This window comes from Lentzea sp. NPDC004782 (assembly GCF_040609115.1).
In the GTDB taxonomy this organism is placed as follows: domain Bacteria; phylum Actinomycetota; class Actinomycetes; order Mycobacteriales; family Pseudonocardiaceae; genus Lentzea.
The window spans coordinates 1-26,848 of the sequence record NZ_JBEXJN010000091.1 but is presented as its reverse complement, the minus strand read 5'-3'; the positions used below and the strand labels follow the sequence as shown (position 1 = coordinate 26,848).

Genomic DNA, 26,848 nt, shown 5'->3' with positions numbered 1-26,848 from the left:
CCGCCGGGGGGGGCCGGCCGGTTCGGGGACGGGGCGGTCCGGTGGATGAAGGGCGCCTTCATCGACGCCAGGTGGAGCAAGGCGCCCTTCATCCACCTCACCGGGCGGCGAGCTGCGAACACGGCTTCCGGTTACCTGCTCAGTTGACGCAACTGACCCCGCCCGCCGTGATCACCGGCTCGGCGGGCGACGGCTGCGTGGTGGCGGGCTGGCGCCGGGCGCCGTCGAGACCGAGCCCGACGCCGCCGCTGAAGCGTTCGGCGGCCGAGCCGGCGTAGTCCTGGCCGAGGAACACCCGCACGCGTCCCGCCGGAACGACCGTGTTCGACTGGATCGGCAGGCCGCCCAGTTCCTGCGCCACCGCCTGCGCACCGGCCTCGGCGCCGGAGCCGTACAGCACCACCGAACTGGCCAGGACCGTCTCGGCGTTCGCCGCAGTGCCCTCCGCGTACCCCTTCGCGACCAACGACTTCAGCACCGCGGCGGCCACGCCCGGACGGCTCGAGGCGTTGCGCACGTCGACCGTGACGCCTGCCTTGTCCGCACCCGGCCGACTGGTGGGCGGGGCCGTCGTCCTGGCCGGATCCGCGGTGAGCGACTGGACGAACGCGCGCACCTGGGCGGGGTCGACCTGGACCGCCATGCCGTCCTCGGGGGTCCGCAGGTCCAGCCGGCCGGTCGGGATCGTCTTGAACTCGATGTTGCCGCCGGTCAGGCCCTGCATCTGCCCGGCGAACCCGAGCACGTCCCAGTCGGCGTCGAGCACGATCGACCTGCTGACCGCGGAGATCAGGTCACGCAGCTTGCCCTGGTCGGTGAGCACGCCGGCGGAGAGGATCTTGCGGGCGAGGCCCGCCAGGAAGACCTGCTGGCGGACGATGCGGTCGAGGTCGCCGCGCGGCAGGTCGTAGCGCTGTCGCACGAACGCGAGGGCCTCCTTGCCGGCGACGGTGTGCTGACCGGCGCTGAACCGGGCACCGGACTTCGGCTCGTCGACCGCGTGGGTGAGGCAGACGTCGACGCCGCCGATGGCCTTGGTGATCTCGTAGAAGCCCGCGAGGTTGACCTCGGCGTAGTGGTCGACCGTCACGCCGGTGAGGTCCTGGACGGTGGCGATGAGGTTCTTCGCACCCGCCTGCCGCGACCTCGTCTCGATGTCCGCCGCGTCGGTCTTGCCCTGCTTGCGCAGTTCGGCGGCGGTGTCGTTCTTGGCGGCCGCGTAGGCGGAGTTGAGCTTGTGCTTGCCGTAGCCCCCGGCGATCTCCACGTAGGAGTCGCGCGGGAAGGAGATCGCGACCGCCTTGCTGCCGTCGTTGGGCAGGTGCAGCAGGATCATCGTGTCGGTGTTGAACCCGCCGTCGTCGCTGCCACCGGCCTGCAGCTCGTCGAGCACCTGCTGCGGCAGCGGGTTGCCCTTCGAGTCGGTGCGGCTGTCCATGCCGACCAGCAGGATGTCCACCGACCCGTCCCGCGGTTTCTCCCCGCCGGCGTCACGGCTGATCACGTCGGTGGTGGCCAGCTGGTTCTGGAACGACCTGAGGTTGACGTAGCCGTAACCGCACCCGAGGAGCACCGCCGCCGACAGCAGGGACACGACCGTCTTCCCGGTGCCGCGCACCCCGGTGGCGGCCCGTGATCGCCGCGCCCGGCGCGGCGGCGCCGGTGGCCGGACAGGATCGGTCCGCTCCGTGGGCAGGTCGGCAAGAGACCTGCGGCGTGGTCCGGCCCCGCGCTCCATGCAGACCTTCCTCCTTCATCCGGGGCCGCGGCCGGGGATCAGTTCGCCGGTTTCGGGCCCTGCTGGGCGTTCTTGAGCTGCTGCTGCAGCTCGTCGACCTGCTGCTGCAGCCGCGCGACCTGCGCGGCGTCGACCTGCGCGGCGTCGGCCTGCCTGATCTCGGGCTGCCTGATCTCGGGCTGCGGTTCGTCCTCCGGCCGCAGCCCGGAGGTCTCGGCCTTGAGGATCTTGGCCGAGCGGCCCAGCGATCGGGCCATCTCCGGCAGCTTCTTGCTGCCGAACAACAGCACGATCACGACACCGATGATCAGCAGCTCGGGTACGCCGAGGTTGCCCATGCGCTCACTTCCTCCGGTCGAGGCCGAGTCGACGACATCGGCGCCTCTCCACCAGGTTAGCTCTCGCCGGCCACCGCGACACCGTCCGCCTCGGTCGTCACGGCCGTTGCGCGCGAAAGGTTCCCACTACTGCCGCGAAGTGGCTAATGTCCAATTTTTCTTGTGGTTCCTGAAGTGTGAAGCCGGTGACGGTCCACTGTGGAGCCAGATCCAGCCGATCGGCGGGGTGGTTCCAGCCAGGTGGCGGGTTGTTCCGAACGCCCCGCCGCCCGCTCGAAGATCCACAGTGGACACCGGTCGCGGCGCCGCGTGAGCCCTCTCACGCAGGGCGACCACCGGAGTGGTCCGGGAGTAGGCTTGCCGGGGTTTTCCACCGACCGACACGCGGAAGCGAGGTGAGCGGCACATGCCAGGCGACAGTACCCAGACCGGCGGGCGCGCCCTCACCCCTTCCGAGGGTGCTCGACGCTGACCTCGTTCGGCGTTCTTCTCGCCTGCGGGCGTTCACGTTCGTTCCAGCCGTTGCCACGCACCGACCTGCCGTCGCCCTGATCCCCGGGCGACGGCACCCCGTCGTGCGCGCCCGGCTGTCTTCACCACACCCTCAGAAAGGTGAACGCAGTGATGACGACTGCGGAGATGTTGCTGCGCCTGGGCGCAGGAGTCGCGCTGGGCACCGCGATCGGTTTCGAACGGCAGTACCGCGCCCGCATGGCGGGCTTGCGCACCAACGCACTGGTCGCGGCGGGCTCGACGTTGTTCGTGCTGCTGTCCGCGCACGGCTTCGCCGGCGCCGGTGGCGCGGATCCGACGCGGGTGGCCGCACAGGTCGTGTCCGGCATCGGGTTCCTCGGCGCCGGAGTGATCCTGCGGGACGGCCTGACCGTGCGCGGCCTGAACACCGCGGCGACGCTGTGGTGCTCGGCCGCGGTCGGGTCACTGGCCGGCGCCGGGCTCTACCAGGTCGCCGCGGCCGGAACCGTCGCCGTGGTCACGGTCAACATCGTGCTGCGCCCGCTGGGCCGAGCCGTGGACCGCCGTCCGGACTCCGGCGACGAGACGCCGACGGTCTACACGTTCCGCGCGGTGACCAAGGACGACGCCGAGGCGCACGTGCGCGCCCTGCTCGTGCAGGCGTTGGGGCGCACCGACTTCCAGCTCGCGTCGGTCTCCAGCAGCAACACCGGCGACGACGGTCACGTCGAGGTACGCGCCGAGCTGGCCGCGGACCAGCGCGACGACAAGCAGATGGAGTCGGCGGTGAGCCGGCTGTCCCTGGAACCCGCGGTGACCAGCGTGCGCTGGGACGTCCGCGCCCCGAGCCGGAAGAGCTGATCACCGTGCTGCGCACGTTCCCCTCGCGTGAGGCGTTGTCCCGGCCGAGGCACCGCGCGGCCGACGTCGTCGTGTTCCTCGGCGCCGCCGCCGGGCTGTGGTTGCTGGTGAGGCTTTCGCACGGCCTGACCGCGCCGTTCGACGAAGCGACCGCCCCGTCGCGGATCTCCACCGATCCCGCCGAGCTGCCGTACTACGCGGCACGGTCGTCGCTGCGCATGTTCGCCGCGCTCGGACTGTCCATTGTGTTCACCTTCGTCTACGCCACGGCCGCGGCCCGGTTGCGGCGCACGGAGAAGATCCTGCTGCCCGCGCTGGACGTCCTTCAGTCGGTGCCGATCCTGGGTTTCCTGTCGGTGACGATCACCGGGTTCATCGCGCTGTTCCCCGGCTCGCAGCTCGGGCTGGAGTGCGCGTCGATCTTCGCGATCTTCACCTCCCAGGCGTGGAACATGACCTTCGCCTTCTACCAGTCGCTCGTCACCCAGCCACGCGAGCTGGACGAGGCGTCCCGGCTGCTGCGACTGTCGAAGTGGCAGCGGTTCTGGCGGGTCGACGTGCCCAGCGGCATGATTCCGTTGGTCTGGAACGGCATGATGAGCTTCGGCGGCGGCTGGTTCTTCCTCGTCGCCTCGGAAGCGTTGAGCGTCAACAACCACAGCTACGTCCTGCCCGGCATCGGCGCCTACGTCGCCACCGCCACCGCCGACGCCGATCCAGGCAAGGTGCTGCTCGCCGTCGGCGTCATGATCATCATGGTGGTCGGGGTGAACGTGCTGTTCTGGCGCCCGCTCACGGCGTGGGCAGAGCGGTTCCGCGTCGAGGACTCCGCAACCGCGCAGGCACCGCGCAGCCTCGTCCTCGACCTGCTGCGCCGCTCCCGCGTCCCGCGGCTGCTCGGCCGGACGTCCGGCCGGTTGGTGCGACCGCTCGACCGGATCATGAGCGTTTTCGGTCTGGCCGAGCACCCGCTGCGCACGGATCCGTTGCGCCGCAGGGCAGGCGACGTCGTGTTCGCCGTCGCCGCGGGTGCCGCCATCGCCTACGGCCTCACCCGGATGATCGTCTTCATCGCGGGCACCACCGGGTTCGGCGAGGTCGGCCACGCCCTGCTGCTCGGGCTCGTGACGTTCGGCCGCGTGATCGCGCTGGTGATCGTCGCGACGCTGGTGTGGGTGCCGATCGGCGTGTGGATCGGGCTCAACCCCGGGGTCTCGCGGCTGGCCCAGCCGGTCGTGCAGGTGCTCGCCTCGTTTCCGGCGAACTTCCTGTTCCCGCTGATCACCGGCGTGCTCGTGGCCACCGGGATCAGCCTGGACTGGGGCGGCATCCTGCTCATGGCACTCGGCGCGCAGTGGTACGTCCTGTTCAACGTCATCGCCGGCGCCGGCGCCATCCCCAACGACCTGCGCGAGGCGGCCACCAACCTGCGCCTGCCCCGCACACTGCGGTGGCGCAGGCTGATCCTGCCCGCGATCTTCCCCAGCTACGTCACCGGCGGCATCACCGCCGCCGGCGGCGCCTGGAACGCCTCCATCGTCGCCGAGGTCGTCAGCTACGGGACCACCACGCTGACCGCCACCGGCCTCGGCGCCTACATCTCCGACGCCACCCGCACCGGTGACGCCGCCCGCATCCTCATCGGCGTCACCGTGATGAGCCTGTACGTCGTCGGCCTCAACCGCCTGTTCTGGCGCCGCCTGCACGCCCTCGCCGAACGCCGCTTCACCCTCTGAGGAGCCCGCCGTGTCCGCACTGATCACCGTCGACCGGGTCAGCAAGAGCTTCACCGGCACCACCGGTGCCGAACTGCGCGTCCTCGACAGCATCACCCTCGACCTGCACGAAGGCGAGATCGTCGCCCTGCTCGGCAGGTCCGGGTCCGGCAAGTCGACCCTGCTGCGCACCATCGCCGGGCTCATCGCCCCCACCAGCGGCACCGTGCGCTACCGGGGAACCGAACTGAGCGGCGCCAATCCCGGTGCCGCCATGGTGTTCCAGACCTTCGCACTGATGCCGTGGCTCACCGTCCAGGACAACGTCGAGCTCGGCCTCGCCGCCCGCGGCGTGCCCACCGCCGAACGCCGTGAACGCGCACTCGCCGCGATCGACCTCATCGGGCTCGACGGCTTCGAATCCGCCTACCCCAAGGAACTCTCCGGCGGCATGCGCCAGCGCGTCGGCTTCGCCCGCGCGCTGGTCCTCGAACCCGACCTGCTGCTCATGGACGAACCCTTCTCCGCCCTCGACGTGCTCACCGCCGAGAACCTCCGCAACGAGCTCATGTCGCTGTGGACCGGCCCGGAGTTCCCCACCAGGTCGATCTGCGTCGTCACCCACAACATCGAGGAAGCCGTCCTGCTCGCCGACCGCGTGCTCGTCCTCGGCGCCAACCCCGGCCACCTCCGCGCCGAGATCACCGTCGACCTCGACCGCCCCCGCGACCGCAGGTCGCCTGCCTTCGCCGCACTCGTCGACCACCTCTACGACCTGCTCACCGGCCGCGAACCCGACGCCCCCGAACCGGAACCCGCCGACGCCACCCCGACCGCACGCCCACTGCCGGCGGCGTCCGTCGGCGGGCTCGCCGGTCTCGTCGAGATCGTCCACGCCCGCGGTGGCCGCGCCGACCTGCCCGACCTCGCCGCCGAGCTGAACTTCGAGGTCGACGACCTGCTCCCGCTCGTCGACGCCGCCGCCCTGCTCGACTTCCTCCTGGTCACCGGCGGCGACCTGCACCTCACCCCGATCGGAGAGGCGTTCACCACCGCCGGCATCCAGCGCAGCAAGGAGATCTTCGCCGGCCAGGCCCGCGACCGGGCACCACTCGTGCGCACCATCCGCCGCACCCTGGAAGCCGGCGCGCACGGCACCGTCCGCGCGGGCTTCTTCCGCGACCTGCTCCGCCGCGGTTTCTCCACCACCGACGCCCGGCAACAGCTCGACACCGCCATCGACTGGGGCCGCTACGCCGAACTGTTCGACTACGACACCAACACCGACCGGATCACCCTCGACACCACCTCCGTCCACACCTGAGCAGTCTCGAAGATCGCGAGTAGCCTGCGGATCATGCGTTACGTGCGGGTGTTCGCGGACGAGAACGGCAGGTCGGCCTTCGAGGACGTCGAGGTGCGAGGCACGCCGACCGTCACGGTCGAGGGCGTGCCACCGCTGCTGGTGTCCGGGCCGTTCCCGGCGTCGGGGATGCTGGTCGTCGAGCAACCGTCGGGCGGCACGCCGGAGTGGGAACTGCACGTCGCGCCACGCAAGCAGTGGCTGGTCGTGCTGTCCGGCAGGGCGGCGGTCACGGTGTCGAACGGCGAACGGCGCGAGGTCGGGCCGGGCACGCTGCTTTCCTTCGAGGACACCGAGGGCGAGGGGCACATGTCCACCCCGCTCACGGACGATCTTTCGTTCGCCATGTTCCCGCATCAGCCTGGATGATGAAGGCATGGACATCGAGAAGGCGATCACGAGCCTGGACCTGCCCGGCAAGGTGCGGCTGCTGACCGGGTCGGCGTTCTTCGCCCTGTGGCCGGAGCCGGAGATCGGGCTGGCGCCGCTCAAGCTCTCCGACGGCCCGACCGGTGTCCGCGGCGCCGAGCTCAGGGGCGGGGTGATCGCCTGCGTGCTGCCCAACGCCACGTTGCTCGCCCAGCACTGGGACCCGGCGCTCACGCGGGAGGTCGGTGAGCTGCTCGCGGACGAGGCCGCCGCGCAGCAGGTGCACGTCGTGCTCGGCCCGACGATCAACCTGCACCGCACGCCGCTCGGCGGCCGGCTGTTCGAGGCCTACAGCGAGGACCCGCTGCTCACCGGCGTGCTCGCCGCCGCGTACGTGCGCGGCCTGCAGGACAAGGGCATCGCGGCGACGCCGAAGCACTACGTGGCCAACGAGTCCGAGACCGAACGGCGCACCGTCAGCTCCGAGCTGGACGCGAAGACGTTGCGCGAGGTGTACCTGCTGCCGTTCGAGATCGTCGTGTCCGACGCCGCGCCGTGGGCGATCATGTCGGCGTACAACAAGATCAACGGAATTCCCGCGACCGAGCACACCGAGCTGGTCGAGGGCGTGCTCAAGGGCGAGTGGGGTTTCGACGGCCTGGTCGTGTCCGACTGGTTCGCGACCTCCTCGACCGCGCGGAGCGCGAACGGCGGGCTCGACCTGGTGATGCCGGGTCCGGGCGGGCCGTGGGAGGACAAGCTCGTCGCGGCCGTCGAAGCGGGCGAGGTGGCCGAGTCGACGATCGACGACCACGTGCGGCGCCTGCTGCTCCTGGCGTCGCGGACCGGCGCGTTCGGCGGTGAGCGCTCCTGGCCGGCCGAGCTGCCCGCGCCGGACAGCGAGGTCCGCCGTGAGCAGCTGCGGAGGTTCGCGGCGGGAGGCATGACGGTGCTGACGAACAACGGTGTGCTGCCGCTCGACGCCCCGCAGGTCGCGCTGATCGGCCGGCACGCGCTCGACACCGTCGCCCAGGGCGGTGGTTCGGCCGGGCTGCGGCCGCCGCACGTCATCAGCGTCGCCGACGGCCTGACCTCGCTGCTGGGCGAGCGGGTGTCCGTTGTGGACGGTGTGGAGGTGCGGCAGCGGTACGCCGCGCCCGCCGCCGGGGTGCTGCGGAACATCCGTGCCACCACGTTCGGCGCCTCCGGCGAGGTGCTGGAGTCGCGGGAGATGGAGATCGCCGAGCTCGCGGCGGTCGGCGGGTGGGCGCAGGGTGCCGCGTCGATCGAACTGTCCGGCGAGGTCGTGCTGGACGAGCCGGCCCGGATGCTGGTCGGCGTGCGCGGGTTCGGCGACTGGTCGCTGGAGGTCGCCGGCGAGCAGCACACCACGCGCCTGGCGTGGGCGGACGGCGTGGTCGAGGAAGCGCTGCTCAAGCCGCCGTTCTGGACGACCGAGGTCACGCTCTCACCGGGCGACCGGATCACCGCCCGCGTGCGCGAGGCCGCCGCGCTGGTCGGCCTGATCACCCAGCCGGTCCCCCGGCCCGCCGCCGACGCGATCGCCACCGCGGTCGAGGCCGCGCGCGAGGCGGACGTGGCGGTCGTGGTCGTCGGCCTCACCGACGAGCAGGAGACCGAGGGCTTCGACAAGACCACGCTCGCGTTGCCCGGCGAGCAGGACGCGCTCGTCACGGCGGTGGCGGCGGCCGCTTCCCGGACCGTGGTCGTGGTCAACGCCGCGACGCCGGTGCTCATGCCGTGGCTCGCGGAGGTCGACGCCGTGCTGTGGGCGGGCCTGCCGGGCCAGGAGGCCGGTGACGCCGTGGCGGCCGCGCTGCTCGGTCACATCGAACCGGCCGGGCGGCTGGTCACCACGTTCCCGCGCACGGACGCCGAAGCGCCGAGCCCGGTGCCGGTGAACGGCGCATTGCCTTACGCCGAAGGCACGGCGATCGGCTACCGCGGCGCATCCGACCCGTTGTTCTGGTTCGGACACGGTCTCGGCTACACGACCTGGGAGTACGGCGAGGCCTCTCCGTCCACTGTGGATGGAGTCGTGCACGAGGTGTCCGTGTCGCTCACCAACACCGGCGAACGCTCCGGGCGTGAGGTCGTGCAGGTCTACCTGCGGCCCGAGGACGAACCAGTGCGACTGATCGGCTGGACGGTCGTGGACGTGCCGTCCGGCGAGACCGTGCGGGTCGGCGTGCCGTGCTCGGCTCGGGTGCAGCGGGTGTGGCAGGACGGCTGGCACCCGTTGCGCGGCGGCGAGGTGCTGATCGCCCGCGGCCTGGGTGACGTCCGAGTGGTTGTGCAACTGCCGACGCCGGAGTAGCCGGACGAGCTACCGTGAGCCATGCGCGCACGGTGGCTCGTGCTCGGTTCCACGATCTTGCTCGTAGCCGCGGCGATCGGCTACTGGGCCGTGTTCGTGCGGATACCACGAGCGGACATCGACGCGGCCCAGGAACAGGCCATGCGCACGTCGATCGACACCTATCTCGAACAACACCGCTGGCGCAGCTCCCTGGAGCCCAAGTATCGGGACCGGCAGGTCGCGTGGTTCTGCACGGACGAGTTGATCGAGATCAGCAAGGACGAGGACAGGTACCGGGTCGGGCTCCACGCCTCGTGCCAGGAGTTCGCCGCCGTGGACGGCTCACTGGACCTGGTCAGCGGTGAGTGGGGCGCCAAGCTCGCCACCGTGAAGCTGCTGCCGGGGTCGGCCGAGGTGCTCGGCGTGGAGTCGCCACCTGACGGCGAGGGCAACGCGGCTTGGATCCGCGCTCACTTCTCCTGGGCAGGTGTCGCCAAGGTCCGCAGCCTCGAGGGCACGGGTCTCAGCGAAGCGGCGAACGCCAAGGCCCGCAAGGCGTTCGGGCTGCCCGCGGACGCGCCCGTCAGGCCACCGGGGCGGTGAGCATCCCGACGACCAGGTCGACCAGCTCCGCCGCCGAGTGCGGTTCGTCGTGCGGCAGGCCCCGCTCCCGGTCCGCGAGCAGCGCGAACAGCACCGTGGGCAGCACGCGCAACCGGCGGCGCCGCACCGCGGGCGGCACGTCCGCCAAGGCGCGGTCGAGCCGCATGATGATCAACCGGACGGCCGCCCGTCCCGCCCGGTCGAGGTTGGTGTCCGCGGCCAGCGCGGGATGGGTGCGGACCCGGTCGAGGAACCGGGCGTAGTGCGTGGCGCCGTGCTCGTAGGGAACCGTCAGCATCGGCACGACCAACGCGGAAACGAGCGCACGCACGTCCTGCGCCTGGCCCGCCGCCTCGCTCGCGGTGAGCAGCTCCAGGCGGTGCTGCTCCAGGTCGGCGATGCGGTACTGGGCGACCGCGTCGATCAGGCCGTCCCTGGAACCGAAGTGGTACTGGACCGCGGAGTTGTTGCGCTGGCCCGCCGCCGTCGCGATGTCGCGCAACGGCACGTCCGGGCCGTGCTCGGCGATCAACCGCTCGGCGGCGACGATGATCCTCTCCCTGGCGTCCGCGCTGGCCACGTCACCACGTTAACACGCGCTTCTTGACTTTTAAGCGTGAGCGCTTAACGCTGGCCATGTGGTGACAGACATGTTCGGGTTACCAGGCGCGGTGGCGGTGGTCACCGGCGCGGGCCGCGGCATCGGCGCGGCATCGGCACTCGCACTGGCGGAGGCCGGCGCGGACGTGGTGATCAGCGCACGTACCGCGGAACAGCTGGAGGAGGTCGCGGGCAAGATCGAGGCACTGGGGCGCAGAGCCGTCGTCGTGCCGGCCGATCTGTCCGATGTGGACGCCGCGGCCGCGCTGGCGCACACGGCCGTCGAACGGTTCGGGCGGCTGGACGTGGTCGTGAACAACGTGGGCGGCACGTTGCCGAACACGTTCCTGACCACGACACCGGACTTCCTCGAAGACGCCTTCCACTTCAACGTCACGACCGCGCACGCGCTGACCGGCGCGGCGGTCCCGCACATGCTCGAAAGCGGCGGCGGATCGGTGGTCAACATCGCCTCGGTGATGGGCCGGCTCGCCGGGCGCGGGTTCCTGGCCTACGGCACCGCGAAAGCCGCTCTGACGCACTACACGCGCCTCGCCGCAACGGATCTCGCGCCCCGCATCAGAGTCAACGCGATCGACGTCGGCTCGGTGCACACCTCGGCACTGGACGTGGTCGCGAGAGACGACAAGATCAGGACCGCGATGGAGCAGGCCACCCCGCTGCGTCGGCTGGGCCGTCCGGAGGAGGTCGCGGCCGCGGTGCTCTTCCTGGCGTCACCGGCCTCCGGCTACACCACCGGCTCGGTGCTGCGCGTCGACGGCGGCATCGGCGCGCCCAACCTCGACTTCAACCTCCCGGACCTGTGATGACGTATCGCGTAGTGCAGTGGAGCACCGGCAACGTCGGCAAGTGGGCGTTGCGCGGCATCATCGACCACCCGGCCCTGGAGCTGACGGGCGTGTGGGTCTCGAACCCCGCCAAGAAGGGTCTCGACGCGGGCGAACTGGCCGGGCTGGACCGCGAGGTCGGGATCAGCGCGACCACGGACGCCGACCAGCTGATCGCGGCGAAGCCCGACTGCGTCGTCTACACCGCGATGGCCGACAACCGGTTGCCCGAGGCGATCGACGACCTGTGCCGGCTGCTGCGGGCGGGCATCGACGTGGTGGCCAGCGGCCCGGTCTTCCTGCAGTTCCCCGACGGCACCGTGCCGCCCGAGGTGACCGGCCCGATCCGCGAGGCCGCGGTGGAGGGCGGAAGTTCGTTGTGGGTCAACGGGATCGACCCCGGCTGGGCCAACGACTGGCTGCCGCTGCTGTTGTCCGGCACCTGTCAGCGCATCGACCGGATCCGCTGCTCGGAGATCACCGACTACTCCACCTACGACAACCCGTTGGTGCTGTTCGACATCATGGGTTTCGGCGCACCGCCCGACCACACTCCCCTGCTGCTGCAACCAGGGGTGCTCACGCTCGCGTGGGGCAGCGTGGTCCGCCAGCTGGCCGCCGCGCTGGACGTGCCGCTGGACTCGGTCGCCGAGCAGCACGAGCGGTTCCCGGCGCCCGAACCGTTCCCCGCCGCGGGCCGCACGATCGGCGAGGGCACCATGGCGGCGCTGAGGTTCACGGTCAGCGGCATGGTCGCGGGCAAACCCGTGCTGGTGCTCGAACACGTCACCCGGCTGCGCCCCGACCTCGCGCCGGACTGGCCGCAACCGGCCGGCACGGGCTGCTACCGCGTGGAGGTCACCGGCGAGCCGAACTACGTGCTGGACCTGAAGCTGACCGGCGGCGACGGCGACCACAACACCGCCGGTGTCGCGGCCACCGCCATGCGCCTGGTCAACGCCGTTCCCGCAGTCGTCGAGGCGCCGCCCGGCCTGCTCACCGCGCTCGACCTGCCGCTGATCACCGGACGGGGGCTGGTCCGCACCGGCTAGACGTGGATGAAGGGCGCCTTCATCGACCTCAGGTGGATGAAGGCGCCCTTCATCCACCCCACCAGGCTAGGCTCGTGATCATGAGCGTTGCCGAGGACCTGGCCCCGACGGGCGTGCTGCGGGCGTCGATCAACCTGGGTAACCCCGTGCTGGCACGGGGAACGCCCGACGACCCCGCCGGTGTCACGGTGGACCTCGCGCGGGAGATCGCGGCCCGTCTGGACCTGCCGGTGGAGTTCGTGTGCTTCGACGCGGCGCGCAAGTCGTTCGAGGCGATGAAGGACGGGCGGGCCGACATCTGCTTCCTCGCGATCGAGCCCGCGCGGGAGGCGGAGGTCGCGTTCACCGAGCCGTACGTGGTGATCGAGGGCGTGTTCGCGGTGCCGGTGGACTCGCCGATCACGACGGTCGCCGACGTCGACCGGCCCGGCGTGCGGATCGGCGTGAAGCAGGGTTCCGCCTACGACCTGTACCTCACGCGGACCCTGCAGCACGCGACTGTCGTGCGCGGCGACGAGGGTGTCGACGTCTTCCGCGAGCAGGAGCTCGACGTGGCGGCCGGGATCCGCGAGCCGATGACCGCGTTCGGGGCCGCGAACGACGACGTGCGGCTGCTCGGCGACCGGTTCATGGAGATCCGGCAGGCGGTCGGCACGACGAGGTCGCGGCGGCCCGAGACCGTGCGGTTCCTCAGCGACACCGTCGCCGAGCTGCGCGACAACGGGTTCGTCGCCAGGTCACTCGGCCGCTGATCGCGTGTGGTTGAACAGCAGGTTGAGCACGAAGGCGGTCAGCGCCGCGCTGGTGATGGCGCTGCCCGCGATCACCTGGGCCCACGCGGGGAACGAGTGGTAGATCTTCGGCGCCACCACCGGCAGCAGCCCGACGCCGATCGTCACCGCGATGATCAGCAGGTTGCCGGTGTTCTCGAAGTCGACCGTGCGCAGGATCCCGATGCCCAGCGCGGCGACTGTCGCGAACATGACCAGCCCGGCCGCGCCGACCACCGGGCCGGGCAGGGCCGCGACGACCTCGCCGAGCTTCGGGATCAGGCCCAGCAGCACCAGAATCGCGCCGGCGACCGCCGTGACGTACCGGCTGCGCACCTTCGTGATGCCGACCAGCCCGACGTTCTGCCCGAAAGCGGTGTCCAGGAACCCGTTCACGATCCCGCCGAGCACTCCGGACACGCCCTCGGCCGCGAGCCCGCGCGCCAGGTCGCGTGACGTGACCGGCCGCCCGGTCATCTCGCCGACCGCGAGCATCGAGGCGGTCGACTCGGTGAAGGTCACCAGCATGACCACGCACATGGACACCACGGCCGCCAACGGGAACTGCGGCGCGCCGAAGTGGAACGGCTGCGCGATGCCGAGCCACGCGGCACCGCCCACGTTCGAGAAGTCCGTCATCCCCAGGAACATCGCCGCGATCGTGCCGCCGACCAGGCCGATCAGCACGCCGAGCTGCCGCACCAGCCCGCGCGTGAACCGCCCGACGAGCACGATCACCAGCACGATCCCGAACGCCAGCGCCAGCTTCGGCGGCGAGGCGTAGTCCGGCGCCGACTCCCGGCCGGTGATCAGCCCCGCGCCGACCCCGATCAGCGACAGCCCGATCACCGTGATCACCGATCCGGTCACCACGGGCGGGAAGAACCGGACGGCCCGCGCGAACGGCACCGCGACCAGGATGCCGAACAGCCCGGCCGCGAGCATCGACCCGTAGACGGCCTGCACGCCGTACTGCCCGGCGATGAGGATCATCGGCGTCACCGCGGTGAACGTCGCACCGGCCACGACCGGCAGCCGGACGCCCAGAACGGTGCCGATGCCGAGCGCCTGCAGCAACGTGACCAGGCCCGCCACCACCAGGTCGGCGTTCACCAGCAGCCCGATGGTGTGGGTGTCGAGGCCCGCGGCGGCACCGAACACGAGCGGCACGGTGACGCAGCCGGTGTACATGGCGAGGACGTGCTGCAAACCGAGCAACCCGAGGCGCGCGGGTGGCAGCACCTCGTCGACCGGATGCTTCAGGGCGGTCTCCATGGACCCTTCGTAGCCCTGCTTCGTTGCCGCGGCGTCACGCCGACGAGAAGTCGACCGCTCAGCGGTACGGAAGGGTGGTGGCCCGGCGCAGTCTGGGGGACCTGACCGGGCCACCGGTCAAAGGTGGCCGACGTGCGCGGTGACTTTCACACGCCGGCCGGGTTCTTGGGGGAACCGGACCCGGCAACTGCGCCGACCCCCTGTCCCGGGTTTCGGGTCCCGGCGGCGCAGGTACCGGATCTGGGTACAAAGATGTCAGGCGGCGCGCACAGATTTCGCCCAGGCGCCGCACAGACCGTTGAGGAGAGATGCGCCAGTGGAGTTCCTGTTGCTCGGCTCGCTGACCGCGCGACGGGCGGGCATACCGCTGGAGCTGGGCGGACCCCGGCAGCGAGCGGTGCTGACGATGCTGTTGCTGCGCGCGAACCAGGCCGTCAGCGTCGCACAGCTCACCGAGGCGGTCTGGGACTCGCCGCCCGTTTCGCCCGAGTCGAACCTCCGCACCTATGTCGCCGGGCTGCGCAAGGTGCTCGGCGATCGGCTGATCACCCGGCCCGGTCACGGCTACCAGCTCGTCGTCGAACCGGGCGAGCTCGACCTCGACGAGTTCGACTCGCTGGTGCGCCAGGGCGAGGAGGCGCTCGAGGAGGCCGACGTCGAGGCAGCGATCGAGTTGTTCGGCGCGGCGCTGGCGAAGTGGCAGGGCGTGCCGACCGCGGAGCTGAGCGCGGGACCGTTGCTGCGCGCGGAGTTCACGCGGTTGCAGGAACGCAGGCTGACGGCGGTCGAGCGGTACGCCAGGGCGGCGCTGGAGCTGGGCCGGTTCGACGACGTGATCGACCGGCTGCGGCGGGAGACGGCGCAGCACCCGTTGCGCGAGGAGCTGTGGGCGCAGCTGATGCTGGCACTGGACCGCTCCGGCCGCCGCGGCGAGGCGCTGGAGGCCTATGCGACCGCGCGCAGGCACGTGGTCGAGCAGGTCGGGGTCGAACCGGGCGCGCGGCTGCGGCAGCTGCAGCAGGTGATCCTGGAGAGCCGGGTGCCCTCGCCCGCCGCGTTGAACGCGCACCGCCAGCTGCCGATGGACATCGCCGAGTTCACCGGGCGCGAGGCCGAGCTGCGCAAGCTGTGCGAACCGGGGCCGCAGACGACCGTGGTGATCTCCGCGATCGAGGGCATGGCCGGGGTCGGCAAGACGAAACTGGCCGTGCGGGCGGCACATCAGCTCGTGCAGCGGTATCCGGACGTGCAGCTGTGGGCCGACCTGCACGGGTTCGACGCGGACGAGCTGCCCGCGGAGCCCGCCGCCGTGCTGGAGAGCTTCCTGCGCCTGCTGGGCGTGCCCGGCGGGCAGATCCCCGAGTCGCTGGAGGCGCGGGCCGCGCTGTACCGCGACCGGCTGGCGGGCAAACGGGCGTTGGTGCTGCTGGACAACGCGGCGGGTGAGGACCAGGTCCGGCCGCTGCTGCCGGGCAGCGCGTCGTGTCTCGTGCTGATCACCAGTCGCCGCACGCTGTTGCGCCTGGACGGGGTGAAGTCGCTCGCCCTGGACGTCTTCACGCCGGGCGAGGCGGTCGCGTTGCTGGCGCGGATCGCGGGCTCGGACCGGATCGACGCCGATCGGGAGGCCGCGCACCGGGTCGCCGAACTGTGCGGGCACCTGCCGATCGCGGTCGCGCTGGCCGCGAAACGCCTCGCCCGCCGTCCACAGTGGACGGTACGGGACCTGGTGGCGCAGCTGGAACGAGGCGGTGGTCTCGGCGCGCGAGGCGTCTTCGACCTCTCCTACCAGGCGTTGCCGGACAACCAGCGCCGATTATTCCGGCTGCTCGGCCTGCACCCCGGCGAGGACGTCACCGCCGAGTCCGCCGCCGCGCTGGCCGGGCTGACCGCGTACGAGACCGAGGACCTGCTGGAGACGTTGCTCGACGAGCACCTGCTGCAGCAGCACACGCCCGGCCGCTACGGGCTGCACGACCTGCTGCGCGCGTACGCCGTCGAACAGGTCATGGCCGCGGAACCACCTCCCGCTCGGGACCTGGCGCGGCGCCGGGTGCTGGACTGGTACCTGCACACGTCGTGGAACGCCGAGCTGCAGCTGAACCCCGTGCGGAAGCTGGAGATCGGCACCGCGGACCCGGCCGTGCACCCGCGCACGTTCGCCGACCGCGACTCCGCGCTGCTGTGGTGCGACACGGAACGCGCGAACCTGGTGGCGGCCGTCCGCGACGCCGCCGAGCACGGCCTGCCGGAACACTGCTGGAGCCTCGCCCAATGCCTGTGGGACTTCTTCAACCTGCGCAAGCACTGGGCCGACTGGATCGACACGCACGGCATCGCGCTGGCCGCCGCCCGGTCGGTGGGCGACCGCAGCGCCGAGGGCCGGATGCTGATCACGCTCGGCATCGGGCTGCGCGAGGTCCGGCGCCACGACGAGGCGATCGAGTGCTATCAGCAGGCTTTGGCGATCTTCCGCGCGACCGGTGACAAGTCGCGGCAGCTGCCGGCGTTGAACAACCTCGGCATCGCGTACATGGTGCTGGGCCGGATCGACGACGGGCTGGCGTGCTACGAGCAGTCCGCGGAGATCGCGCGCGAGCTCGGCGACGTGCACTCGGAAGCCGTGCTGGTGAACAACATCGGCCTGGTGCACGCCGACGCCGGACGGTTCGGCATCGCACTGGAGCGCTACCGGCGGGCGCTGGAGATCCGGCAGGAGATCAAGGACCCGTACAGCGAGGCCATCCTGCTCAACAACATCGGCGAGGTGTACCGGGGCCTGCTCGACTTCCCGCAGGCCGTGTCGCACGTCGAACGCGCGCTGGAGACGTTCCGCGCGATCGGCGACCTCTACGGGCAGGCCGAGGCGCTGGACAACCTGGGGCTGGCGCTGGACGGCCTCGGTGACCGGCGGGGCGCGGAGAAGTGCTGGCTGGAGTCCGCGACGTTGTTCGAGGAACTGGGCGAACCCAGGGCCGACGAGGTGCGCGGCCGCATGTAGTGGTCGCGATCAAGCAGAGTGCGATCCGTGCCGTATCGCGCTCTGCGACCGTGGCCGAACGGCCAGTTCCACCACAACTGAATGCGAAGGACCTACGGCATGAAGGATCTCTCGTTCGACCTCGACGACCTCGAGCTCGGTGAGCTCGCGGTCACCTCGATGCGCGACTCGGTCGCGCTGCCCGAGTCCGGCGCGTCCGGCGGGCCCTCGTCCTGCTCGTGCAGCAGCGGCTCGTGCAGCAGCTGCACCCAGCCCCAGCTTCCCAACAACCCCGCATGACCGATCGCGTGCAGGGAGAAGCCGCGCCGTACGCACTCGTGCGTCTGGCGGCCCTGCCGCACCCGGACGGTGCCGCGGCCGCGGCGCCGTTCCGGCGGGCCGTGCAGGCGTTGGCGGACGCGGAGAGCGAGCTGCTCGCGTTGACCGGCCCGCTGAGCGACCTGCTGCACGACAGCGCGAGCGCCCACTCCGCCGAGTTCCACCGCCGGGTGGTGCTGCCGTTGCGCCGTGACGTGCACAACCGGCGCATGCCCAGGGCTTCCGTGCGCGCCGCCGCGGCGTCGCTGCGGATTCCCCGGCTGGACGCGTGGTTCGCGTTGATGGACGAACGCGCCGCGCTGGAGGCCGAGGTCTCGGAGCTGGAACCCGCGGCGCTGGCCGCCGAGCGCGAGGTGCTCGCCTCGGTGTGCGCCTCGGAACCGCTGCGCAGGGCGGCTGTCCTCAGTGGACGCGATCTCTGGCAGGGGCTGGCCCGGGCCGGTTCCGGCGACCGGCGGGCCCGCAAGGCCGAGCCGACCGTGCTGCGCTACGCCCTGCGCGCGACCTCGAAGACCAGTCCCCTGTCCTGGTACGCCTCGGTCGGCTGGGGCACCTGGTCCCCCGACGCGCCCGCACCGGACTGGGGCACGCCGGTCGCCGTGACGCGGGTCAACCAGGTGCTGCTGACCCGGCTGGTCGCCGCCCTGGTCGCCGACCGGACCCGGCTCTGCGACCACCCGCACCGCCTCGCCCCCGACGTGCACGAGGACGACGGCCGGATGAAGTTCCTCCGCGACGTCCCCGCGTCCGGCCCGCTGCGCGCGTCCGTCGGCGCCGAGGAGAACGTGGAGCTGGCGTCCAGCCCGCCGTTGCGGTTCCTCGTCGGCCTCACCGCGGCCAACCCCAAGGGCATCAGCCCCACCGAGCTCGCCGCCGCCCTCGCCACCCGGCTGCCCGACGGCGAGTCCGACCGCGCCCAGCGCTATGTCGCACTGCTGCTGGACATCAAGCTGCTGGTGCCGGTGCTGCCGGTCGACCCGCAGGACCCCGCGGCCTGCCTTTCGCTGGCCTCCTGGCTGCGCGACACCGGACGGGCCGAGCTCGCCGACCGGGTGCTGGCGATCCACCGCGCCACCACGGCGTTCGGTGAGCTCCCCGCCGCCGAACGCCCCGCCGCGCTGGCCGCGCTGGCCGCGGCGTGGGAGGAGCTCGGCCGCAACGCGGGCGCCGACCTCACCGGCATCGTGCCGCTGAGCGAGGACGTCGTGCTGCCCCGGCCGGTCCGGCTCGGTCGCGCGTACGGCTACGACGGCGTCCGTTCGCTCGCGGCTCTCACCCCGTTGCTGATGCTGTTCGACCGGCAGCTGGCCGTCCGCCGGCACATCCGCGACCAGTTCGTCGTGCGGTTCGGCCGCGGCGGCACCGCCCGGCTCGCCGAGTGCGCCCCGATGCTGCTGGACGCGCTGGCGTCCGCGCCGACCGGCGGTCTCGGTGCGAGCCGGGCCCAGGTGGCCGATCTGGTGCGCGACGGCGTGATCACCGACGAGGCCGTCGAGGCCGCCGCCGACCTGCTGCCGTCGTGGATGAAGACCCGGCCCGTCTCGTACGGGTTCTTCGCCCAGCCGTCTGCTCAGGGCCTGGTGGTCAACCACATCTACGACGGGTTCGGTCGTTTCCCCAGCCGGTTCCTGGACCTGATGGCACCGGAGGCGTACGCGTCCGTCCGGACCACTTTGGACGGTGTGTTCCCGCGCGGTTTCGCCGAGTACCGGCCGGTGCAGGGCTTCACCCCGAACCTGCACCCGCTGCTGAGCCGCGCAGAGGTCGGCGAGGACCCGCGGTGGGCCGACCACACGCCCGACGACTTCGAGCTGTGCCACGACCAGGAGCGCGACGAGCTGCGGTTGCGGCGCCGTGACACCGGCGTCCTCGTCGACGTGCTGTACCTCGGCTACCTGATGCCGATCTCGCTGCCCGGCCGGGTCGCCGCGCTGCACGCAGACCTCGCGTGCGGCGCCCCCGACCTGTCGCCGTTGCGCAGTGTCATCGACTCGGACGGCGTGCTCTTCGCGGACCGCCTGCGCTACCGCGACGTGCTGCTGGCCCGCCGCTCCTGGGAGTTCTCCGCTTCGCCGCCGGCCTTCACCGACGTCGCCGGCATCACCCGGTTCCGCGCCGCCCACGGCCTGCCCGCGCAGCTGTTCGCCGGCATGGGTGGCACGGTGTCCTCACGCGAGGACTACCTGGCCCGCCTGAACGGCCCGAAACCGCAGTACGTCGACCTCACCAACGCCCTGCACCTGCGTTGCCTGCCCCGCCTGCTGTCCCGCTACCGCGACCACCGCGTGCAGCTCACCGAGGCGTTGCCGGTGCCGTCCGGCCAGGTCCTCGAGGTGTTCGCGGAGACCTACCGGAGGGCCGGATGACCGACGTCGTCTGCCACTACCACGACCCGGTCAAGGTGCCGCTGGTCCGCGACGGCGTGCTGCCCGCCCTGGCCGCGGCCACCTCCGCGTTCCCCGACGTCACCGGCCACGTCGAACGCCACTGGCTGCACGGCCCGCACGTGCGCGTCCGCCTCTTCGGCCCGTCCGCCGACACCGCCGCACTGCTGGTGGCCTCGCTCCTGCGGTCCCACGTGACCGCCCATCCGTCCACAGTGGAACTGTCCGAGGACGAGCAGCTGGCCCACGCGTCGTCCGCCGCCGTCGCCGAACTGCTCCTGCCGCCCTTCACCCCGTTGTACCCCAACAACTCCGTCCGCATCGAGCCGACCTCCCTCGACCGCCTGCGCGACCTGGTGCCCGACGCGTACATCGCCCTGCGCTTCGAGGGCCTGCGCCTCGGCCTGCCGGCTCTGCGCGAGTCGTTCTCCCTCCCGCGCGCCGAACTGGCGTTGACCGCGATGGCCGTGCACGCCGGCCGTTACCCGGCCGGCCTGCAGTACGGCTACCACTCGTTCCTCTCACACGTGGAGGAGTTCCTGCTCGCCTGCGACCCGTCCGGCGCCGTTCGCTCCACTTTGGACAGGATCTGGGCCGCCAACGCCCCGGCCGCGCGCGAGCTGGTGTCCCGGGTCGCCTGGGGCCACCCCACCACCGCGACCGAAGCCGCCTGGCAGACCTGGACGATCGCCATGCGCCTGGCCGCCGAGCAGTCCTACGACGCGGGCCTGCTGGAACCGGGCCCCAACCCGCGCCACGGCTCGCGTGCTTTCGACATCGGCGATCCCGCGGCGATCCGCCGCCACAACCCGTCCGAACGCACCGCCTTCAGCGAGTACCACACGGCTTTGTGGAACGCCGACCTCTCCGATCCGGCGATCGAACGCAACATGACCGTCTACCGCTGCGGCACCAACGTCCTCTACCAGCTCCTGGCCATCCTCGACGTCACGCCGATGGAGCGCTACGCCGCCGGACACCTGCTGGCCCGCGCCGCCCAGGAGATCCTCGGCACCACCTGGTCCGAGCAGTTCGCCGCCCTGCGGAAGGTGGGGTGACGTCCGTGCTGGTGCGACTGCGCCCGGTCGTGCAGGCCACCCCGACCGCCGACGGCCTGCACCTGCGCGGCTGGTCGTCGAACTGCACGATCACCGGCGGCGCCGCGCTGTGGCGGGTGTGGCAACGCCTGGCGCCGCAGCTCACCGCGGGAGTTCCGGCGGCCGAGCTCGGCGTGCCGGACGGGACGGCACCGGCGGTGCGGGCGGCGGTCGAGCTGATCCTGGCGCAGTTGCGGGAGCACGACATGCTGGTCTCGATGCCCGCGGAACAGAGTCCTGACGGGCCTTCGGCGGAGGTCGCGGACTGGCTGGCGTCGGTGGCCCCGGATCCGGTCGGCGCCTGGGGACGGCTGCGCTCGGCCGCGGTCGTGATCTCGGGCAGCGGACTGCCGGCGGAAATGGCCGCACGGGCAGCCGACGCTGTAGGGCTCAGGAACTCGTACAGCGACGGAAACACCGACGAACTCGTGGTCTCCGCCGGAGCTTTCAGCGTCTCTGCGGGTTGTGGTGCCGAAGTCGGCTATGTCCTGCCTGTTGCCGAAGGACTTGTTTTATTCAACACTGAAGTCATTATGCACGTCACCGCTCGACTCGGCGTCACCGGCGAACCGACCGGGGTCCTGGCGGCTCTCATCGGGTCCGCCGCCGTGCACCGACTGGTCTGCGCGCTGGCCGGTCTCCCGGATCCCGCCACCGAGTTCAAGACGAGCTACCCCATGGCGCTGGTCGCCCGCACCGGTCCCCTCCGCGCCACCTACCACCCGATGCTGACCGGCCCACGCCACCCCGATCCGTGGCACACGCTCGACGCCCTGACAGACCCCGAACTGGGCGAGGTGGGCCCGCCCGAGTTCGGCACCCTCCCCCAGGTCCCGGCGAAACTGGCCACCTGCGGCGACGCCCTGGGCATCGGCACCACCGCCGACGCCGCCCGTCTCAACGCCACCCTCAACGCCCTCGATGCCGACGGCGTCGACGACCTCCACGCCCGCGGCACCGCCCTGCGCCGAGCCGTCCGCCACCGCACCGGCCGCCCCGTGCGGAGCTGGACCGCGGACCCGACCGCCCGCAGGTGGTGGAAGGCGCTGACCGAGCGGTTCGCCGTCCCGGCCACCCTCCGGGTCGAGCAACTCGCCCCGAGCGTGCACAAGGCGGAAATCCACCACGGCGACCGGCTCCTGTCCTGGGCCGTCGAAGCCACGCCCCAGGACGCGGTGGCGTTCGCCGCCCTGGCCGCCACCGGACAGGCCCAGGCAGGCCGCGACGGCACCGCACACCTCAACGGCGCCGCCCCGCACCACGCCGGAGACCACCCCGGCTGGGCCACCCGCGCATGGCGCTGGCCCGCAGGCGTGCGCACCACCGAAGAAGCCTTCCAACAGGCCCTGGCCGCACTGGACGAACGATGATCACCTACACCCTCGGCGATCCCCCGGTGCTCAGGGCGGACGGCGGCCTCACCCTGATCGGCCCCACCAGCGGCGTCTGCACGAGGTGCGCGGAACAGGCACGCCTGGAAGCGACGGGAATCCAGGAGGTGCGGCTCGGCGGCCTGATCGCCCCCGCCTTCGCGCCCCTGGTCGACGCACTCCGCGAGCAGGACCACGAGGACACCGTGGTCGCCATCCGCACCGACCTGGCCGTGGTGTCCACCCACCGGGTCACGTCGCGCTGCCACCGGCACTACACACCACCGGAGGAAACCTCGGTCCCGGTCAGCAGGAACGAGCTGCGGTCCGTCAACGAACGGACCACAGTGGACAAGCTCCGAGAGGTGGTGGTCGACTTCCGGCACGGCCCGGTCACCGCGCTGCACCGCTCGGGCCACCTGCCGCTGCCCACCGTCACCGCGCAGCTCACCGGCCACGCCGCCGGGCACGGCCGCACCGCGACGTTCGAAGACGCCGAACGGGTCGCGCTCTTCGAGGCCGTCGAGCGGTACAACGGAATGCGTCCCCGCAAGCACCACCCCGCGATCGAGGCGTCGTTCGCCGAACTCGGCCCTGAACGAGCACTCGATCCGGTACGCCTCGGCCTGTGCGACGACGACCAGCGATACACCCCGGACCTGAGGATGCGCTGGGTCGAAGCCTGGTCCTACAGCCGGAACACCACCATCCTGGTGCCGGAACAGCTCGCGTACTGGGACGCCCCGACACCACCGGAGCAGCGGTTCCTCTACGAGACCTCGAACGGGTGCGGCCTCGGCAACAGCCTCACCGAAGCGGTGCTGCACGGCCTGTTCGAGGTGGCCGAACGCGACGCGTTCCTGATGGCCTGGTACGCCAAAACGCCTCTCACCAGAATCCGGCTCCCGGAGGACGCACTGCTGCAACACTGCACGGACCGTCTCGAAGAGCTCGGTTACGAGCTGCTGTTCCTCGACGCCACCAACGACCTCGGCATCCCGGCTGTCCTCACCCTCGCCAGAACCGAGAACCCGGCCCTCCCGCAGGCGTTCTTCGCCGCCGGTGCCAGCCCCGACCCCGTCGCGGCGATGCGGTCAGCCGCAGTGGAAGTAGTGGTGGACGTCGAGTCGTTCAGAGGCGGAGAACGGCTGCGAGAACTCCTGGACGATCCTGACAAGGTCAGGTCCATGAACGACCACGTCGCCGTCAACACCCTGCCCGAGGCCGCAGAGCGCTTCGCCTTCCTCGTCCGCGACGGCGAGCCGAAAACCCTGGAAGACCAGAGAAACCACACGGACCTGCGCCAACTGCTGACCGCCTACGCGGACCGGCTCGAAGTGATCGCGGTGGACCAGTCAGATCCGCACACCGCGAAGGAACTCGGCCTGCACTCGGCCAAGGTCATCGTGCCGGGCACCCTGCCCATGACCTTCGGCCACCGGTTGCGCCGCACCCAGGGCCTTCCCCGGCTCGGGGAAGTGCTGAACCCGCACCCCCACCCGTTCCCCTAGGAGCACGCAGTGACCTGGACCGGCCTGCACTGCAGGGTCTCGTGGAAACGAGCGGACGTCGACACCTTCGTCGCCGACACGCTCGCCCCCGTGATGGCGTCCCACGAGTGGTATTTCCTGCGGTACTGGGAAACCGGCCCGCACCTGCGCGTCCGGATCAGGAACGCCGGCGACACCACCGAACTGCGGCGGACACTGCACACCCTGATCGCGCAGCAGGACTTCGCCACGGAACCGGACGAGGCCGGCTGGCTGCCGCACGGCGACGTCCGCGAAGTCGAGTACGTCCCGGAAACCGACCGCTACGGCGGCCCGCAAGCGCTTCCCGTCGCCGAAGAAGTGTTCTGCCGCAGCACGGAAGTGGCCATCGCCGTCCTCAAGGCCGCCCGCACCGACAGCGCAAGACTCACCGCCGCCATCCAGCTCACCATGGCCACGGCCACAGCGCTCGGCCTCGGCCTCCCGCAGGCCGCCTCCTGGCTGCGCAGCCTCGGCACCGGCTGGCGCACCGTCGCCGAGCGCGCCCCGGCACCCACCACCGGCTCCCACCACGCCGCCCACCAGCTCATCGCCCAGCGCGGCCGGGACCTCGCCGCCAGGTGGCACCGCGAACCGACGGGAGCCACCGCGCACTGGGTCACGTCGGTCCGCGAGGCGCAGCAGCGAATCGGCACCTGGCTGCCGTACGTGTGGGCCTCCCAGCTGCACATGCTGCTCAACCGCCTCGGCATCAGCCCCAACGAGGAACGCCTGATCTGCTGGACCGCCGCGGCCGCGGCGCTGTCCCCCACCGGCCTGACCGACTTCCACGAGGACGGCGCCCAGGCCCCGGACCGCCGCTACCTCGAAGCCAGCAAGTTCCTGCCGGGCTTCAGCGACCAACTCCCCCGCGAAACCACACCCCAACCGTTCCTCACGCTGCCCGGCACACCACTGCGCTCCACAGTGGACAAAGCGCTCGCCGGAACGTTCAGAGCCCGCAGGACCAGCCGGAACCTCGACGGCACGCTCACCGCCGACCAGCTCGGCACCCTGCTGTGGACCGCGATGTCACCGAACGACGGCAGGTGGCCGTACCCGAGCGCCGGAGCCCAGTACTGCGCCCGCCTCAGACTCCTGGCGCTGCGCGTCGACGGCCTCGCACCCGGCCGCTACGAGGTCAACGAGGTCGACCGGACCCTCATCCGCCTGGCGGACGCCCCGTCGATCGAGGACCTCGAAGCCACCTCCATGTGGTTCGGCCCGGGCAGGACCGAGCTCGGCAACACCCCGGCCGTGCTCGCGCTGCACGTGAGACTCGGCTCCCTTCGGCAGACCTACGGCCTGAGAGCGCTCAGGTTCGCGTTCACCGAAGCCGGGCACCTCGCCCAGAACCTCACCGTCACGGCGGCGAACCTGGGCATCAGGACCGGGCTGGTCGGCGGGTTCTACGACGACCTCGCCCACGACGTCATCGGGCTCGACGGCGTGGACGAGGCCCTCGTCTACTTCCTGCCGCTGGCCTCGGAGAACCCCGGCACATGACCGCGTTGCCGCCCAAGGCAACCTGACGAGCTTTGGTTGCGTCATCGCCGCTTCGCGACGATTGCGATCGGGACTTGACTTCGGGGCCCTTGCGAGGCGCTGGTCGGCCTTCAAAAGCCGGGCTGAAAAGAGCCCGGCCGATCCGAGCACGGTAGCACCTCGCACCCGAAGTCAAGCCCCAATCGCAGTCGTGCGTGGTTGCGTTGGGCGGGTATGTCACGTCAATACCGCTTACCGGGTCGGCATCAGGCCTTTTCGGGCTCGGCTTCGCCGTCACTTCAGGGCTGCGGACGGGCGGTTCACACCTTCGTGTAATGATTTATCCGTTATTGTCTCGTGATCTTGCGGTAGAGTAGAACACGTGAGCGAATCCGACCTTCCCCTTCTCTCCACCGGTGAGCTGCTGAGCAGCCTCGTCGATGAGGTGACGGAAATTCGGGCTCGTGAGCACGCGGTTCTGCGCAAAATTGCCGAACTGGATCGGCGTGGCGCGGCGAGCGAACTCGGTTATAAGGATTTGCCGCAGCTGTTGCAGCACGCGCTCCGCTGGAGCCGGAATACCGCCAAGCAGTGGGTGGCGAATGCGGGGCCGCTGGGGCCGGGGATCACGCCGACCGGTAGCGAGATCGCGCCCGCTCTTCCGGTGACCGCGTCGGCGGCGGCCGGGGGCGCGCTGTCGATGGAGCATGTCGCGGTGGTGGCCGAGGTGATGAAGCAGCTGCCCGCCGAGTACGAGCAGACCGTGGTCGACCTCGCCCGCGAACACGATCCGGCCGCGCTGCGGACGCTGGGCCGCAAGCTGGTCTACGCGCTCCTTCAGAACGACCCCGAACCACTCGATGCCGAACCCGAGCGGCAGGTCAACCAGCACGTGATGCGCTGGAAGGACGATTGCCTGGAGATCCGGGCGAGGCTGGACAAGGTCACCGGCGCCAAGTACGAGGCCCTGCTCGACCCGCTGGCCAAGCCACGCCCCACCACGGCCGAGGAAGGCCCGGACCCGCGCTCGCGCGCCGAACGTGAAGGTGACGCACTGGCCGAGCTGGTGGACCTCATGCTGCGCGCCGACCAGTTGCCCGAGCACGGTGGTGAGCCGGTCACGCTGACGGTGACGGTGCGCTACGAGGACCTGGCCAAGCAGGTGGGTCAAGGCTTGCTGGACAACGGTGAGCGTGTTCCGGTCGAGCAGGTGCGTCGCCTGGCCTGCGATGCGGGGATCATCCCGCTGGTGCTGGGGGAGCGGTCGCAGCCGATGGACATCGGCCGCAAGACCCGCAGCTTCCCCGCCGGAATCCGCAGAGTCCTCGTCGCCCGCGA

21 protein-coding genes are annotated in these 26,848 nt (G+C 71.2%); 17 read left to right on the top strand and 4 right to left on the bottom strand.

What is annotated here, in order from left to right; translation table 11 throughout:
* Positions 1 to 139: 139 nt before the first annotated feature.
* The gene (locus tag ABZV40_RS43155; RefSeq protein ID WP_355455523.1) at positions 140 to 1,738 is read right to left on the bottom strand and encodes an LCP family protein; all 1,599 of its coding nucleotides are present in this window, start codon (positions 1,736 to 1,738) and stop codon (positions 140 to 142) included.
* 38 nt (positions 1,739 to 1,776) lie between these two features.
* The gene (tatA, locus tag ABZV40_RS43150) at positions 1,777 to 2,076 is read right to left on the bottom strand and encodes a Sec-independent protein translocase subunit TatA (RefSeq protein ID WP_355455521.1); all 300 of its coding nucleotides are present in this window, start codon (positions 2,074 to 2,076) and stop codon (positions 1,777 to 1,779) included.
* A 624-nt stretch (positions 2,077 to 2,700) separates the two neighbouring features.
* On the opposite strand from tatA, the gene ABZV40_RS43145 reads away from it, so the two are divergent.
* From ABZV40_RS43145 to ABZV40_RS43120, 6 genes are read left to right on the top strand one after another with little or no spacing between them, the layout of a single operon-like run.
* Positions 2,701 to 3,411: an MgtC/SapB family protein gene (locus ABZV40_RS43145; RefSeq protein WP_355455525.1), complete on the top strand. Its 711-nt coding sequence runs from the start codon at positions 2,701 to 2,703 to the stop codon at positions 3,409 to 3,411.
* Between the two features lie 5 nt (positions 3,412 to 3,416).
* Entirely contained in the window at positions 3,417 to 5,147 is a 1,731-nt protein-coding gene (locus ABZV40_RS43140; protein ID WP_355455519.1) for an ABC transporter permease subunit, read from the top strand.
* 10 nt (positions 5,148 to 5,157) lie between these two features.
* Positions 5,158 to 6,450, top strand: a complete 1,293-nt coding sequence (locus ABZV40_RS43135) for a nitrate/sulfonate/bicarbonate ABC transporter ATP-binding protein (protein WP_355455517.1) — start codon at positions 5,158 to 5,160, stop codon at positions 6,448 to 6,450.
* A gap of 33 nt (positions 6,451 to 6,483) precedes the next feature.
* Positions 6,484 to 6,858: a hypothetical protein gene (locus tag ABZV40_RS43130; RefSeq protein WP_355455515.1), complete on the top strand. Its 375-nt coding sequence runs from the start codon at positions 6,484 to 6,486 to the stop codon at positions 6,856 to 6,858.
* Positions 6,859 to 6,865: 7 nt separating this feature from the next.
* Complete coding sequence (locus ABZV40_RS43125; protein WP_355455513.1) at positions 6,866 to 9,196, top strand: glycoside hydrolase family 3 C-terminal domain-containing protein; 2,331 nt, start codon at positions 6,866 to 6,868, stop codon at positions 9,194 to 9,196.
* Between the two features lie 21 nt (positions 9,197 to 9,217).
* Positions 9,218 to 9,781 carry a hypothetical protein gene (locus ABZV40_RS43120; RefSeq protein WP_355455511.1) on the top strand — a complete coding sequence of 188 codons (564 nt, stop codon included), beginning with the start codon at positions 9,218 to 9,220 and terminating at the stop codon, positions 9,779 to 9,781.
* On the opposite strand, the gene ABZV40_RS43115 is transcribed toward ABZV40_RS43120, so the two are convergent.
* Positions 9,762 to 10,361, bottom strand: a complete 600-nt coding sequence (locus ABZV40_RS43115) for a TetR family transcriptional regulator (protein ID WP_355455509.1) — start codon at positions 10,359 to 10,361, stop codon at positions 9,762 to 9,764. The two genes, ABZV40_RS43120 and ABZV40_RS43115, sit on opposite strands and share 20 nt — an antisense overlap.
* A gap of 70 nt (positions 10,362 to 10,431) precedes the next feature.
* Here ABZV40_RS43115 and ABZV40_RS43110 point away from each other — a divergent pair, with 70 nt between their 5' ends.
* The 3 genes from ABZV40_RS43110 to ABZV40_RS43100 all read left to right on the top strand — a co-directional run bounded on the left by ABZV40_RS43110 (position 10,432) and on the right by ABZV40_RS43100 (position 13,033).
* Entirely contained in the window at positions 10,432 to 11,208 is a 777-nt protein-coding gene (locus ABZV40_RS43110) for an SDR family oxidoreductase (RefSeq protein ID WP_355455507.1), read from the top strand.
* Complete coding sequence (locus tag ABZV40_RS43105) at positions 11,208 to 12,281, top strand: diacylglycerol kinase (RefSeq protein WP_355455505.1); 1,074 nt, start codon at positions 11,208 to 11,210, stop codon at positions 12,279 to 12,281. Before ABZV40_RS43110 ends, ABZV40_RS43105 begins: the two co-directional genes overlap by 1 nt.
* A gap of 80 nt (positions 12,282 to 12,361) precedes the next feature.
* Positions 12,362 to 13,033, top strand: coding sequence for a transporter substrate-binding domain-containing protein (locus ABZV40_RS43100; RefSeq protein ID WP_355455503.1), 672 nt, complete (start codon positions 12,362 to 12,364; stop codon positions 13,031 to 13,033).
* On the opposite strand, the gene ABZV40_RS43095 is transcribed toward ABZV40_RS43100, so the two are convergent.
* A complete protein-coding gene (locus ABZV40_RS43095; RefSeq protein ID WP_355455501.1) occupies positions 13,019 to 14,326 on the bottom strand; it encodes a nucleobase:cation symporter-2 family protein in 1,308 nt (435 codons plus the stop codon). The genes ABZV40_RS43100 and ABZV40_RS43095 overlap by 15 nt on opposite strands.
* Positions 14,327 to 14,642: 316 nt before the next feature.
* Here ABZV40_RS43095 and ABZV40_RS43090 point away from each other — a divergent pair, with 316 nt between their 5' ends.
* The 8 genes from ABZV40_RS43090 to ABZV40_RS43055 all read left to right on the top strand — a co-directional run.
* Entirely contained in the window at positions 14,643 to 17,327 is a 2,685-nt protein-coding gene (locus ABZV40_RS43090; RefSeq protein ID WP_355455499.1) for a BTAD domain-containing putative transcriptional regulator, read from the top strand.
* A gap of 99 nt (positions 17,328 to 17,426) precedes the next feature.
* Positions 17,427 to 17,606, top strand: coding sequence for a thiazolylpeptide-type bacteriocin (locus ABZV40_RS43085; protein WP_355455497.1), 180 nt, complete (start codon positions 17,427 to 17,429; stop codon positions 17,604 to 17,606).
* Complete coding sequence (locus ABZV40_RS43080; RefSeq protein ID WP_355455495.1) at positions 17,603 to 20,011, top strand: lantibiotic dehydratase; 2,409 nt, start codon at positions 17,603 to 17,605, stop codon at positions 20,009 to 20,011. Before ABZV40_RS43085 ends, ABZV40_RS43080 begins: the two co-directional genes overlap by 4 nt.
* The gene (locus tag ABZV40_RS43075) at positions 20,008 to 21,087 is read left to right on the top strand and encodes a hypothetical protein (RefSeq protein ID WP_355455493.1); all 1,080 of its coding nucleotides are present in this window, start codon (positions 20,008 to 20,010) and stop codon (positions 21,085 to 21,087) included. The genes ABZV40_RS43080 and ABZV40_RS43075 overlap by 4 nt, the downstream gene beginning before the upstream one ends.
* Entirely contained in the window at positions 21,084 to 22,496 is a 1,413-nt protein-coding gene (locus ABZV40_RS43070) for a hypothetical protein (RefSeq protein WP_355455491.1), read from the top strand. Before ABZV40_RS43075 ends, ABZV40_RS43070 begins: the two co-directional genes overlap by 4 nt.
* Positions 22,493 to 24,007, top strand: coding sequence for a YcaO-like family protein (locus tag ABZV40_RS43065; protein ID WP_355455490.1), 1,515 nt, complete (start codon positions 22,493 to 22,495; stop codon positions 24,005 to 24,007). The genes ABZV40_RS43070 and ABZV40_RS43065 overlap by 4 nt, the downstream gene beginning before the upstream one ends.
* A 9-nt stretch (positions 24,008 to 24,016) precedes the next feature.
* Complete coding sequence (locus ABZV40_RS43060; protein WP_355455488.1) at positions 24,017 to 25,531, top strand: thiopeptide-type bacteriocin biosynthesis protein; 1,515 nt, start codon at positions 24,017 to 24,019, stop codon at positions 25,529 to 25,531.
* Positions 25,532 to 25,892: 361 nt separating this feature from the next.
* Positions 25,893 to 26,848 (top strand): DUF222 domain-containing protein (locus tag ABZV40_RS43055; protein ID WP_355455486.1); only part of this gene is annotated, 956 nt, incomplete at its 3' end.